Annotated in this window: 10 protein-coding genes; 6 read left to right on the top strand and 4 right to left on the bottom strand. The window is 67.8% G+C overall.

The annotated features are described in order from the left end of the window. Window positions 1-27 precede the first annotated feature (27 nt). From B7K21_RS08320 to B7K21_RS08305, 4 genes are all read left to right on the top strand, one after another. Complete coding sequence (locus B7K21_RS08320; RefSeq protein ID WP_234989254.1) at window positions 28-3000, top strand: glycoside hydrolase family 3 C-terminal domain-containing protein; 2973 nt, start codon at window positions 28-30, stop codon at window positions 2998-3000. A gap of 109 nt (window positions 3001-3109) precedes the next feature. Further along, entirely contained in the window at window positions 3110-5533 is a 2424-nt protein-coding gene (locus B7K21_RS08315; RefSeq protein WP_200806283.1) for a glycoside hydrolase family 3 C-terminal domain-containing protein, read from the top strand. A gap of 17 nt (window positions 5534-5550) precedes the next feature. Next, complete coding sequence (locus B7K21_RS08310) at window positions 5551-6270, top strand: hypothetical protein (RefSeq protein WP_200806282.1); 720 nt, start codon at window positions 5551-5553, stop codon at window positions 6268-6270. A gap of 15 nt (window positions 6271-6285) precedes the next feature. Continuing rightward, complete coding sequence (locus tag B7K21_RS08305; RefSeq protein WP_084074983.1) at window positions 6286-7302, top strand: glycosyltransferase family A protein; 1017 nt, start codon at window positions 6286-6288, stop codon at window positions 7300-7302. Here B7K21_RS08305 and B7K21_RS08300 read toward each other — a convergent pair. The 4 genes from B7K21_RS08300 to B7K21_RS08285 form a co-directional block, all read right to left on the bottom strand. Next, window positions 7299-8636 (bottom strand): sensor histidine kinase, encoded by a 1338-nt coding sequence (locus tag B7K21_RS08300; protein ID WP_084074982.1) that lies wholly within the window; start codon window positions 8634-8636, stop codon window positions 7299-7301. The genes B7K21_RS08305 and B7K21_RS08300 overlap by 4 nt on opposite strands. Then, window positions 8633-9349 carry a LytTR family DNA-binding domain-containing protein gene (locus B7K21_RS08295; RefSeq protein ID WP_084074981.1) on the bottom strand — a complete coding sequence of 239 codons (717 nt, stop codon included), beginning with the start codon at window positions 9347-9349 and terminating at the stop codon, window positions 8633-8635. The genes B7K21_RS08300 and B7K21_RS08295 overlap by 4 nt, the downstream gene beginning before the upstream one ends. A gap of 111 nt (window positions 9350-9460) precedes the next feature. Then, window positions 9461-10171, bottom strand: a complete 711-nt coding sequence (locus B7K21_RS08290; RefSeq protein ID WP_144016141.1) for an SOS response-associated peptidase — start codon at window positions 10169-10171, stop codon at window positions 9461-9463. A 205-nt stretch (window positions 10172-10376) separates the two neighbouring features. Beyond that, entirely contained in the window at window positions 10377-11762 is a 1386-nt protein-coding gene (locus B7K21_RS08285) for a hypothetical protein (RefSeq protein WP_084074979.1), read from the bottom strand. Between the two features lie 357 nt (window positions 11763-12119). On the opposite strand from B7K21_RS08285, the gene B7K21_RS08280 reads away from it, so the two are divergent. Together B7K21_RS08280 and B7K21_RS08275 are read left to right on the top strand one after the other, a co-directional pair. Next, window positions 12120-12935 carry a hypothetical protein gene (locus B7K21_RS08280; protein WP_144016140.1) on the top strand — a complete coding sequence of 272 codons (816 nt, stop codon included), beginning with the start codon at window positions 12120-12122 and terminating at the stop codon, window positions 12933-12935. Window positions 12936-13007: 72 nt separating this feature from the next. Beyond that, window positions 13008-13655, top strand: a complete 648-nt coding sequence (locus tag B7K21_RS08275; RefSeq protein WP_234989282.1) for an AbiV family abortive infection protein — start codon at window positions 13008-13010, stop codon at window positions 13653-13655. Window positions 13656-13818: the final 163 nt, after the last annotated feature.

Genomic DNA, 13818 nt, shown 5'->3' with positions numbered 1-13818 from the left:
CCACCCGCGTAGCCAAGGAGAAGCACCGTGAGCGCGAGTCCGAAGAAGGACAAGGCGGCCAAGGCCCCGATGTCCAACAAGAAGTACCTGTCGATCTGGATCCCTGTGCTCGCACTCGTGACCGCGATCGCCGTCGTGGCGAACATGGCGCTGATCGTGGCCGGCGGCTGGGTCGGCTCGCAGTTCGGCAACGGCACCTACACCTTCACGAACTCTGAGGAGTCGGCTGGCTGGGACACCTCCTACTACGAGTCGGACTTCGCTGACATCGACGCCGTCGATGCGGCGGCACGCGACCTCGTCGAGGAGATCGCCGCCGGCGGCATCGTGCTCGCGAAGAACGAGAACGGCGCGCTGCCGCTCGACTCGGGCGCCGCGGTGACCATGCTCGGCCGCTCCGTGACGGACCCCGTGTTCGGCGGCTCCGGTTCGGGCTCGGTCGACACGAACACGGCCGTCACGCCCCGCGTGGGCCTCGAGAACGCCGGCTTCAGCATCAACGAGGACGTCTACAACGCTATCGAGGCGTACACCGCCGAGACCAAGCGCGGCCACATCGAGATGGACGTGCCGGAGAAGTCGACCTACACCGTCGGCGAGCTTCCCGTGTCCGACTACGAGGCCGTCTCCGGCTCGTTCGCGTCCTACGACGACGCGGCCGTGGTGTTCATCGGCCGCCCCGGCGGTGAGGGCGGCGACCTGACGCAGGACATGCAGGACATCGCGAACCCCGACAACATCGACCCGGCAGCCGCCGAGGGCGAGCACCAGCTCGAGCTCAACCAGGACGAGAAGGACCTGATCGCCCTGGCCAAGGCGGAGTTCGACACCGTCGTGGTCGTCGTCAACGCCTCCACCACGATGGAGCTGGGCGACCTCCAGGACGACGCGGGAGTCGACGCGATCCTGCTTGCGGGATCGCCTGGCGCGACAGGCTTCAACGCCCTGGGCTCGATCCTCAATGGCGACGTGAACCCCTCGGGTCGCACCGTGGACACGTGGGCGGCGGACTTCACTGCCGACCCGACGTGGAACAACTTCGGCGACTTCATCTACAACAACATCGAGGCCTCGTACCCCGTCTCGGCCACCGAGTCGGCCACGTCGAACGCCACCGTCACCCCTGACGCTCCGTTCGTGAACTACGCCGAGGGCATCTACTTCGGCTACCGGTACTACGAGACCGCTGCCTACGAGGGCTTCATCGACTACGACGAGGCCGTCGTGTACCCGTTCGGGTATGGCCTGTCGTACACCGACTTCGCGTGGAACGTGCTCGCCACCGACGCCGGCGAGGTCGACGGCAGCATCGTCGTCACCGTCGAGGTCACCAACACTGGCGATGTCGCCGGTCGCGACGTCGTCGAGCTCTACTACTCGGCGCCCTACACGCCGGGCGGCATCGAGAAGTCCGAGGTCGTCCTGGGCGACTTCGCCAAGACCGACGTGATCGCGCCTGGCGCGTCCGAGACGGTCCAGCTCGAGATCGCGGTCGAGGACATGGCGTCCTACGACTACCTCGGCGAGGCGGCGTACGTCCTCGAGGCAGGCGACTACGACATCACCGTCCAGACGAACTCGCACGACGTCGCCGGGGGCACCGAGCCCTTCGTCTACACCGTCGACGAGACCGTCGTGTACGCGGGTGACGACCACCGCGCGTCCGACGTCGGCGAGGTCACCAACCAGTTCGACGACGTCTCCGCGGAGTTCTCGACCATGGGCGGCGACATCCAGGCGTTCTCGCGTGCGGACTTCGCAGGCACCTTCCCGACCGCCCCGACCGAGGAGATCTACACCGCCTCGGACGCCACCGTCGCAGGCTTCGAGGCCTGGGACTACGACGAGGCCGCCGCAGGCTTCGAGGGCGAGATGCCGACCACGGGCGAGAGCTCGGGCCTTGCCCTCATCGAGTTGCGCGGACTCGCCAAGGACGACCCGAAGTGGGACGAGCTGCTTGACTCGATCTCGCTGGGCGACATGACGAGCATGCTGCTCAACGGCGCCTACCAGACCGAGGCGATCGGCTCGATCGCCAAGCCTGCGACCGTCGAGCCCGACGGCCCGGCCGGCTTCTCGTCGTTCATCAACTCGTCGATCAACGGCACGGCCTACCCGTCCGAGGTTCTCATCGCGCAGACCTGGGATGTGGACCTGGGCACCGCGATGGGCGTCATGCTCGGCGAGGAGGCCCTGCAGAAGGACCTCAACGGCTGGTATGCACCTGCGGTCAACCTGCACCGCTCGCCGTTCGGCGGCCGCAACTTCGAGTACTACTCGGAGGACCCGGTCCTGTCCGGTCAGATGGCCACCTCGGTGATCAACGGCATCGGCACCAAGGGCGTCTACACGATGCTCAAGCACTATGCGCTGAACGAGCAGGAGACCAACCGCGTCAACAACGGCATCGCGACCTTCGCGACCGAGCAGACCATCCGTGAGGTGTACCTCAAGCCGTTCGAGATGGCAGTCAAGGGCGTCACGATGGACGTGAAGTACATCGCCGACGACCAGGGCACCATCGCGGAGACCACGGTCGGCCTCGGCGGCCTGATGAGCTCGTTCAACCGTGTCGGCGCGACCTGGGCCGGAGGCTCGGAGGCGCTGATGACCGCGGTGCCGCGCGGCGAGTGGGGCTTCGAGGGCTTCGTGATCTCGGACTTCAACCTGTACCCGTACATGAACCCGAACCAGGGCATCCACGCGGGCACGGACCTGACGCTGACGTTCCAGCCGTCCAAGTCGTTCGGCGACACGTCGTCGGCGAAGGCGGTCACGGACATCCGTGAGGCGACCCACAACATCCTGTACACGGTCGCGAACTCGAACGCGATGGACGGCCTCGCGCCGGGTGCGACGGTCTCGTACACCCCGCCGATGTGGGTCTACATCCAGATCATCGCGACCTCCGTCATCGGGCTGCTGGTCCTCGGCGGCGTCGTGATGGTGTGGCGTCGCGTGTCCACCCACCGTGCGCCGAAGGCCTCCTCGGAGTCCTGACGCCTGACCACGCGTGGCGGGAGACCGTCGCGCAACCCTGACAGGGGAGGTGCCGGGTCGGTAGATCCGGCCCGGCACCGACCCGACAGTCATCTTGGAGTGAAGAATCGTGAAGTCCGTCGACGAGCTGACCACGCTTGAGAAGGCCGCGCTGCTGAGCGGCGAGACCGTGTGGGACTCGCGGCCCCTGCCGCGGGTGGGCCTGCGGTCCCTCGTGCTCGCCGACGGCCCCCACGGCGTGCGTCGCCAGCTGGGAGAGGGCGACCACCTCGGCATCAACGCGTCTGCGCAGGCCACGTGCTTCCCCACGTCCGCCACCGTCGCCAACAGCTGGGACCCCGCCCTCGCCGAGCGCGTGGGCCGGGCGCTGGGCTCGGAGGCCGCCGGACTCGGAGTCGACGTGCTGCTGGGCCCGGGGCTCAACATCAAGCGCAGCCCGCTGTGCGGACGCAACTTCGAGTACTTCTCCGAGGACCCGCTGCTCACCGGCGTCCTCGCGGCCGGCTACGTGCGCGGCATCCAGTCCCAGGGCACGGCCGCGTGCCCCAAGCACTTCGCGGTGAACTCGCAGGAGCACCGCCGCATGTCCTCCGACTCGATCGTCGACGAGCGGACGCTGCGCGAGATGTATCTGGCCGCATTCGAGACGGTCGTGCGCGAGTCCTCGCCGCGCTCGCTCATGTCCTCGTACAACAAGGTCAACGGCGCCTACGCGCACGAGAACCGACACCTGCTGACCGAGATCCTGCGCGACGAGTGGGGCTTCGACGGCGCGGTCGTCTCCGACTGGGGCGGCAGCAACGACGCAGTGGAGGCCATCAAGGCCGGCGGCACGCTCGAGATGCCCTCGCCCGGCTATGGGTCGGTGCGCGAGATCATGGCCGCGCTCGACGCGGGCGAGCTCACTGAGTCAGAGCTCGACGTGCGCGCCGCCGAGATGCTCGCCCTGACCGAGTGGATCGAGGGCGGCACCGCCGAGCCGGTGGATGCCGACGCGCACCACGCGCTCGCGCGCCAGGTCGCCGAGCAGTCGGCCGTCCTGCTGCGCAACGAGGACGCTGTGCTCCCGCTGGCCGCGGGCACGCGCGTCGCGGTGGTCGGAGACTTCGCCGAGACCCCGCGCTACCAGGGCGCGGGCTCGTCGCTGGTGAACCCCACGCGCCTCACGACGCCACTCGAGGCGCTCGGCTCCTCGGAGCTCGACGTCGTGGCCTACGCGCAAGGCTTCCGACGCGACGGCACGCCCGACGCTGCGCTCGCCGAGGCGGCGCTGACCGTCTCTGCCGACGCAGACGTCGTGCTGTTCTACATGGGACTGGACGAGACGCGCGAGTCCGAGGGCAAGGACCGCGAGGACCTCACGGTCGCCGCCAACCAGGTCGAGCTGCTCACGAGCCTCGCCGCTGCCGGCCGTCGCGTCGTCGTGGTCCTCGCCGCCGGCTCGGTGGTCGAGACCCCGTGGCTCGACAGCTGCGCCGCGCTGCTGCACGGCTACCTGGGAGGCCAGGCCGGTGCCGAGGCGGTGGTGAGCGTGCTGACCGGCGAGGTCAACCCGTCGGGCCGGCTCGCCGAGACCTACCCGGTTGCGCTCGAGGACAACCCCAGCCACGCCTACTTCCCGGGGCGCGGCCAGTACGCGCAGTACCGCGAGGGCCTGTTCGTGGGCTACCGGTACTACACGACGGCCGACGTGGCCGTCCGGTTCCCGTTCGGGTACGGGCTGAGCTACACCACGTTCGAGTACAGCGACCTCAAGATCACCACCACGGGTGCCTCGTTCACGGTCACTAACACCGGCGACCTGCACGGAGCGGAGGTCGCGCAGCTGTACATCTCGCGCGCCACCGCCGAGGGACTCCCGCGGCCCGCCCGCGAGCTCAAGGGCTTCCAGAAGGTGCAGCTCGCCCCGGGCGAGAAGGCGCGGGTGACCATCCCGTTCGACGAGCGCACGTTCCGCGCGTACGACGTGGAGGCCGACGCGTGGGTCGTGGAGACCGGCGAGTACCGCGTGCTCGTGGGCGCCTCGGTCGAGGACATCCGCCTCGACGGCAAGCGCAACGTCAAGGGCGTGGACCCCGTGGCGGCGGCCGTGCCCGGGACCTACCGGACGGGAGCCGTCACCGACGTCTCTGACGCCGACTTCGCCGCGCTGCTCGGCAGCGACGTACCGACCGAGTCGGGGGAGCGCCGTGACCTGGGGATCAACGACCCGCTGCTCGCGATGCACCAGGCAAAGAGCCCGCTCGCGCGTCTCGTGGCGCGCGTCCTGCGGTCGCTGATCGCGCGCTCGGAGGCCAAGGGCAAGCCCGATCTGAACCTGTACTTCCTGTACAACATGCCGTTCCGCGCCATCGCGAAGATGACCAACGGCATGGTCAGCACGGAGATGGTGACATCAATCACATCCATCGTGAACGGGCACTTCTTCCGGGGCGTCGGCGGCACCGTCGGCGGCTTCTTCCGGAACGCCCGCGAGACCAAGGCGCTGCGCGCGCGACTGACTGAGGGCGCGGCCCAGGCCGCCCACCGCTGAACCTGAGGGGAACGACGATGTTCAAGCCGATCACACGCATGTGGAACCGCTTCTACGAGAAGCGGCCGGGGCTCGCGCAGTTCCTCATGTTCTTCCTCCTGAGCAACGGCGTCACCGTCCTGCAGCTCATCCTCATGCCGATGTTCAAGGCCGCGTTCAACCAGACTGCCCTGGTAGACGTTCCCTTCCAGATCTGGCCGATCGGCTCGAACCTGGACGGCACCCAGTACTTCATCTTCGACTACCCGGCCGGCGAGGTGCAGGCCGACGGCACCGGCGGCGGGCTCGCGTACTTCCTTGCCGTGCAGATCACGATCGCCATCGCGCAGGTCATCAACTTCTTCGCGCAGCGGTCGATCACGTTCCGCGCGAACAACTCCGTGTGGAAGGCGGCGATGTGGTACTTCATCGCCTACGTCCTCATCACGATCTTCGCCGCGGCCGCCCAGGGCTTCTACAAGGTTCCGATCTACAACCTCTTCATCGATACCTGGGGCATGGGGTCCACCGGCGAGACCATCGCCGATGTCATTACAATGATCATCAACAGTGCGATCGCGTTCTGGGTGTTCTTCCCGATCTTCAAGGTCATCTTCAAGCAGGTGCCTGAGGAAGCGGAGGAGGACGCAGACGCCGTCACGGCTCCCGCCACGGGTTCCCCCCAGGACCTCTCCACGGCGCAGGGGCAGGAGGGCGCCGCGAACGCTGATGGCAACTCGGGCGTCCGCGCCCCCTGAAAGGTCCCTGGAACCATGACCACGCTCTCGGTCGTCGTGCCGTGCTACAACTCGGCCGACTACATGCGCCACTGCCTCGACACCCTGCTGACCGGCGGGGACGACGTCGAGATCCTCATCGTCGACGACGGGTCGCGCGACGCGACCTCTGACATCGCCGACGAATACGAGCAGAGGCACCCGGGACGCGTGCGCGCGATCCACAAGCCCAATGGCGGCCACGGCTCGGCGATCAACGCGGGCCTCGCGGTCGCCGAGGGCGAGTTCCTCAAGATCGTCGACTCCGACGACTGGGTGGACGAGAGCGCGTTCGCCGCGCTCCTCGCGCAGCTGCGCACATTCATCGCCGAGCGCACCGTGATCGACATGGTCGTCTCGAACTTCGTGTACGAGAAGGTCGGCAAGCGCAACAAGACCGCAGTGCGCTTCCGCGACGTGCTGCCCGAGGGGCGTGTGTTCGGTTGGGACGAGGTGGGCCGCTTCGGCAAGCGCCAGTACATGATGATGCACGCGCTCGTGTACCGCACCGCGCTGCTGCGCGAGGCCGGCCTGCGCCTGCCGGAGCACACGTTCTACGTGGACAACCTGTACGCGTTCGAGCCACTTCCGCACGTGCGCCGCATGTTCTACCTGGACGTGGACATGTACCGGTACTTCATCGGCCGCGAGGGCCAGTCGGTCAACGAGGACGTGATGATCTCGCGCCTCGACCAGCAGCTGCGCGTGAATCGCATGATGATGCGCCATCTGCCGCGCCGCGGCACCCTGCCCGCCGGCCTGCAGCGCTACATGAGCCACTACTTCGAGATCATCTGTGCCGTGTCCTCGACGCTCTCGGTGCGCGCGGGCACGCCCGCCGCGCTGGACCGCAAGGACGCGCTGTGGGACGACATTCGCGAGTGGGACCCCGAGCTGTACTGGCGCCTGCGTCGGCGCATGCTCAACCTCGTGATGAACCTGCCCGGGCGTCCCGGCCGCCAGGTGACGGTGCTGGCCTACAAGGCCGCGCAGAAGGCCGTGGGCTTCAACTAGCCCTGACGGCGTGAGCCGGCGCCAGCGTCGGGCACGGGCAGGAGCATCCGCAGCACGAACCAGCCGTCCTCGGACGCGATCGTGAGCGAGCCCCCGTACGCCTCGGCGACGTTGCGGATGTTCTTGAGTCCGTAGCCGTGGTGGTGCGCGTCGTCCTTCGTGGTGGGGGGCAGGCCGTTGACGAGCTCGACCGAGCCCGCGAAGTAGTTCTCGAACCTCAGCATCGCGAACGCGCCCTGACGGCTGACCGCGACCCGCACCAGTCGGCGGTCCTCCTCGGGCACGTGCTGCGTCGCCTCGATCGCGTTGTCGAGCGCATTGCCGAACACCGTGACGATGTCGATCACGTCCATGAAGTCGAGCGCCGCGCCGTCCACGACGCTCGTGACGGTGATGCCCTGCTGCGCCGCCTGCGTCGTCTTGGTGGTGAGCATCGTGTCCACGACAGTGTTGCCCGTGTCGAGAGAGACCGCCTCGTAGCCCTTGATCTGCTGCTCGAGGCGGTCCACGACGGCCGCGCGCACCTCGCTGTCGGGCTCCGAGCGGATCGCCTGCATGTACTGCTTGAGGTCGTGATAGCGCGAGTTCACCTCGTCCATCAGCTCGCGCGACTGCAGATAGCGGTCGTGCTGCGACTTGAGCAGGGTGTTCATGGACTGCACCTCGATCGCGCGCTGAACCTCAAGGCGCTGGCCGCGCTGCGCGTACAGCACCACGAAGCCCGCAAGGTCCACGAGGGTGCGGATGTACATCACCTCAGGCCCCAAGCGCCCGCTGAAGGGCGTCGAATCCGTGAGGAAGCTGAGGTTGGAGACGAAGAACGTGGCCGCCGCGATCGCCATCGACGTGACCAGCGCGCGGTTGTCGATCACCAGGTGCACGTCGCGAGGGAACTGCCGGCGCTCGAACAGATATGCGCCGCCGAAGCCGCCGGCGAAGACGACCAGAAGGACGATGATGCTGCTGGCGCCGAAGCTCGCGTCGCCCCGGAAGAACACGTGGAGCTGCCATTGGAGCGATGCGACGAGCTCCGCGAGCACGAACGCGCGCGCGACGAGGTCGCCCGCCTCGCGCGCCGTCACCTGCGCACACGCGAAGATCAGGGCGTACATGGACACGACCGCCATGAGCATGCCTGCGGTCCACAGGCCGAGCGGCAGCGAGCCTGCGATCTCCTGGACGCCCCAGATGATGACGAGGCCCGAGAGCAGCGTCGCGATGAGGGGCGCCGTGGGGATGCGCTTGCGCATCAGCAGGATGTAGACGACGCATGCCGACCATTCGGCGAGTGCGGTGATCCAGCGGGGGATGTCGGGGATGAGCTCCGGCGTCACGAGGGCTTGCCGCCCACGTAGTCGGTGAGCGCCTCGAGGAAGCCCTTCTTGCGCGGTCGGCTGACCTGCAGCTCGTCGCCGCCGAGCATGGTGCAGCTGCTCTGCTGCACGGCGCGCACGTGCTGCAGGTTCACCAGGTAGCAGTTGTTCGACCGGTAGAAGCCCTTGCCGTCCAGCTCGGCCTCGAAGGCCTTGAGCGTGCCGGTGAAGGTGAGCTCGCCCTGGTCCCTGGTGTGGACGATGATGCGGTGCCGGATGGACTCGATGTACACGATGTCCGGCAGGTCCACGCGCGTCATGCTCCCGCCGACGTTCAGCACGATGCTGGCCTCGTCGCGCGCGTTCAGCCGCGACAGGGACCGCGTGAGCTCCTGCGAGAGCGAGAAGTAGGGGACTGGCTTGAGCAGATAGCTCAGCGCGTCGACCTCGTAGCCCTTGATCGCGTACTGCGCCATGTTGGTGACGAACACGATGATGACGTCGGTGTCGACCTGCCGCACGTGGCGCGCGGCCTCGAGCCCGCCGACCTGCGGCATCTCGATGTCGAGGAACAGGATGTCGAAGTCGGAGGCGAACGTGTCGACGAGTTCGGCGCCGTCGGCGAACGTGCGCACGTCGAAGACCACGGAGTTCTCCTCCTGGTACCGGCGCAGGTGAGCGAGCAGCGCGTCGCGCGCGTACTCGTCGTCCTCGACGATGCCGATGCGGATCACTGCGTTCCTCGCCTCTCGTCGCTCGGGCGCCGCTGGTGGACGCGTGTCCTTCAGTCTATCGACGGCGGCGTGGTGCGACACCCTCGTCGAGCGCCCCGGGGCGCCGGCTCGCTACGCGGGCTCGATCAGCTCGGCTGAGTTGTGGCGCACTGAGCCGACCGCGCGGTCCACGGCATGCCATGCGAGCTCAGGCGCGGGCGCGGCGATCGCGTCGTGCAGAGCGGAGGGCTCGGACGTCGGGTCGAGCCAGGCCTCGAGCGCGTCCCGCGCGAGCATCGCGGGCTGGCGGTCGTGGATCTCCTGCATCTCGTCGCGCGACGCGACCGTCACGATCGAGCAGCTTGCCATCCACGGAGCCTCGTCACCATGCCCCGAGTCGACCAGCGTCTTGTCGCGCCAGAACTCGTACAGCCCCGCGAAGGCCAGGGGAGAGTCGTCGGCCGGGTGGATGTAGTACGGCGTCTTGCCCTCGGCGCCGGCCTTCCACTCGTAGTAGCCGGAAGCCGGGACGATGCAGCGTCGCTTGGTGAAGGCGGCGCGGAACGAGGGCTTCTCTGCCATCGTCTCGGAGCGCGCGTTGAACATCTTGGAGCCGATCGAGGGGTCCTTGGCCCACGACGGCACGAGGCCCCAGCGCGCCACCTCCACGCGACGCCCACCGACGGGCTGTTCGATGCGATCAGGCAGCACGATCGGCACCTTCTGCGTGGGCGCGATGTTCCACGACGGAGGCAGCAGCCGCGCGTCGTCCGCGATGACGGCGACCTCGAACGCGTCGATGAGGTCCTGCTCGGTGAGGAAGTTCGCGTAGCGGCCGCACATGCCCCCAGTGTGCCTCGCGCCTCTGACGCGCGGGGCCGATCGCATCCCGGGCTTCCCGCGCCTCGGTGAGCGCGTCCCTGGACCCCCGGCTCCTCCCGAAGTGACGGCTGCTCGCGCATCGTGTGCCGATACACGCCCGCGCGCGCCTTGCTGGCCGTCACTTCGGCGCGGGGCGGAGCGGCCTACGCCCGACGCGGCGGTCGGCTCAGACCGGGTCCACCGCCGGATCACTTGCGGGCTCGGGCGACGAGCCCGCGCTCAGCACGCCGTACGCGCCCGCGACGAGTGCGAGCAGCACTCCTGTGAGGGCCACGTCCCATGGCGTGAGCGGCTTGAGCAGCGCGAAGCACAGCGCGAGCACCGCAACGAGCGCCGTCCACAGCAGCCAGCGGTGCGACGCGAGCGCGCGTGCCAGGTCGGATGAGCGCCATCCCCTGGCATCCAGCCACGCCCCGAGGCGGTCGCCGACGCCCGCGCCCGCGCGTCGGGCGGATGCCGCGGCAGCGGAGGTTCCCGCGACGAGCCCGGCGACGAGCGCGACCGCGCCGGCGAGCGCGAAGGCGAGCGCGGCCGCAGTGACCGAGCCGGTGAGCCCGTCGTACAGCGCGCGCGTCGCGGCAGTCGGGATATCGGTGGCGAGCGTGGCGGCCGCAATCGCGCCCACGGCGGCGAGCACGCTCGCGACGACGAGCCCGACCACGAGCATGAGCGAGCCCGCGAGCACCACGGCGCGCGGACGGCGCGGATGCACGACCACGCCGATCACGAGCAGCCCGAGCACCGTCCACGGCAGCACGTCGCCGACGGTGGTGAGCACCGCATAGCCGAGCCGGGCGGTGGCGATCTGCGGCACCTCGGTGATGGTGATCGCGACGTCCACCGCGGGGATGCTCGCGGCGAGCGTGAAGCCCTGCTCCACGAGGTAGGGCTTGAGGGAGTCGAGGATCGGCTGGAGCTGGATGACGACGGCGCCGGAGTCGTCGATCGCGAGCGCGCCGTCGCCATCGCCCTCGAGCACGGCGACCACCTGGCTGTGCGTGAGCGTGAGCGTCTCGGTCCACACTGTCGCGAACTGCTCGGATTCGACGACCGCCGTCAGGGCCGAGCGCACCGCGGTGCGCGTCTGGTCTGCGAGCAGGGGCCCCAGCAGGTCCGCGGCGGCGGCCAGGCGCGGCGTCGAGTCCTCGTCGAAGACGCCGTCCAGCAGGTCGGCCACGAGCGCGTCCGTGTCGAGGGCGTCGTCGATCGCGACCGCCGCCTGGTCCACGACGAGCGACTGGATCGCAGGGTCCTCCGCGAGGGGAGCGAGCGTGGCGACGAAGCGGCCCGTGTCGCTGATCTGGCTCGCCGCGTAGCTCGCGACGGTGCTCAGCGGGGCGAGGATCGCGGCGATGACGATGAGCGTCGCGCCCAGGAATGCGCGGCCCCGGTGGCGTGGGGCGTCGGCGAGTGCAGCGCCGGGAGTGCCCGACGCGCGGGCGGGCTCGGGGGAGGGCGCGGCGGCGAGGTCGTCGCGAAGTCGGGCGTTCTCGGCTTCGAGCGCCGCGAGGCGCTCTTCCAGCTGAGCCTTGGTGAGCCTGCTTGCAGCCATAGTGGGACCCCCGGTGTGCAGTCGGCGCACCCCGCGGGCGCGACCCGTATCGTCGAGACTATCGGCGCGAATCGGCTCGCACGAGAGCGTCCGGCACCGCACGCTCGCGTCTGCTGCGGCGTGCGACCGCGGCTATCCGGTACCGCACCAGGCACGTCTTGTGTGCCGACTTGCCGATCCCCAGGGGCTAACCTGTGCAATCTGCAGGGGTGGCGGAGGGTGCGTAGTTCGACACCGAGACGTGGGGACGCCTTCGGGAAAGGGATGAGCTGTCCGCGTACGCTGTCTAGGGAGAGCCAGTCCAGGCTCCCAGTCACGAACTCCTGGAGGACTCTTGATATCGAGTGAGGGCACGGCGTGAAGGTGCTGGTCCGGAACCGAACGTCGCTCGTGCGTGGCATGCTCGCATTTGCACTCGTGGCGCTCGCCAGCGGCCTCGCGGCGATGGTGGCTTGGGGGGTCGTGTCTCGTGTCCCGGACGAACCTGTTGATCGGTGGATGCTCTTCGCGCAACTCGGCACTGCCATCGGGACGTCTCTGCTGGCGATCTCAACCCTCGTAACTGGGTTCGCCGCTGAGGACTCCGCGTCCGCGGCCGCGGACCTCGCGAGTGAGGGCAGAGTGCAGGCCGAACTCGCCCGGCGCTCGGTACTGGAAGCAGCGAAGACGCGTGTCGACGCAAGGTCCCCATTGATTGCCACTCTCGTGACTGTTCCGCGTGTCGTTTGGTTCGAAGGTGACCGCAGCGCTCGGGGAGTGAAGTTCGGAGAGTCTGCGTTCCCGCAGGCGATGAGTACTCCACACATCGAAGTCACGCTCAGGTTTGAGTTTGTGAACGTCGGACAGGGGCACGCGCGAGTTGAACTAAGGGGCGACGCGGCTACGTCGTCCCATGTGAGGCGCACAGGGCGAACCTACGCGTACCTCACTCCTCACACAGCGGGCTTCTCCACGGAGCTGAAGGTGCTGATCGACGCTAGCAAACCTGATGTGCGTGTCCCCGTGCACGTCGAGGCGACATGCACTTCACAGTTTGAGGGCGACGTACTCGACGCAATTGTCTACGACGCCCAGATCAGAGTCCGAGATGGAGGTCGCCTTGTGGAGCGTCCGGATCTTGTATCGTCTGATGGGCCTTCGATTCGGAGGACGTATCCCAGCCTCGAGCCGTAGCGCGACAGTTCAGCGCTTTGCGCCCGTCGGCCAGTGTTCGGTTATCTCTCGTAGTCTCTCAGTGTGATCAACATGTGTCCGGACGAGGCGCGCGAGTACTGGATGGCGCTTGTTGAGAACGCGACAGCACTTATCGAGGATGCCGCTACGCTCGCGCCATCCTCACCGGCCCGCGCGCAGTCGTTGCTTGTGCTCGCCTACGAAGAGCTGGGCAAGGCAGTATGGGTATACGACGCGTTTGAGACGGCTTGGCAGGAGGGCGCAGGCGAACCGGTGGCTGTGCCATCGCTCGGAGCTGGCGCAAGGCGCCACTCGGCGAAGTTCTTGAGTGCCTATTCGTTTAGTGACGTCCTCCCGCGCTTTCCGATTTGGGTAGTCAATGATGAGTACCCACGTCCACCTGCGGGCGATCCGCTTTGCGAGCGCTATCCCGGGATGGTCTTTGTGCCTCCGGAGATCCTCGAGCTTGCAGCCAAGCGCGCGAACGACGCGAAGCAGCGGGGATTCTACGTTGATAGGTCAAGCGACGGTAGCGTCCTGACGCCGGGCGAGGCGAGAGTCTTCGACCTGGATGTTCATCTTGGTCATGTCGCCGCCGCAGTTGTCACAATGCTCGTAGTTGACGAGTATGGAGCGCGACTAATGGGATCGTCACCTGAGCGGTACTCAACACTGATGTGGCGACTCGATCGTTTCGCACATGATGAGCACTACGCCTAGAACGGACCCCGTTGCTGGCAGCAGTGAACTGTTGGCGCAGCGGCCTTGCTCGGAACTGCAGGGAAGGTCCAAGTAGAAGCTCTCAGCACCTCGAGCGTCCCGCCGATCAGCACCTGGCTTCGGTTACCTGTCGCGGATGCAGCTCTTGGATGTTGCTTCGCGC

This window comes from Demequina sp. NBRC 110052 (assembly GCF_002090075.1).
Lineage (GTDB): Bacteria > Actinomycetota > Actinomycetes > Actinomycetales > Demequinaceae > Demequina.
This window is presented reverse-complemented; position numbering and strand designations above follow the sequence as displayed.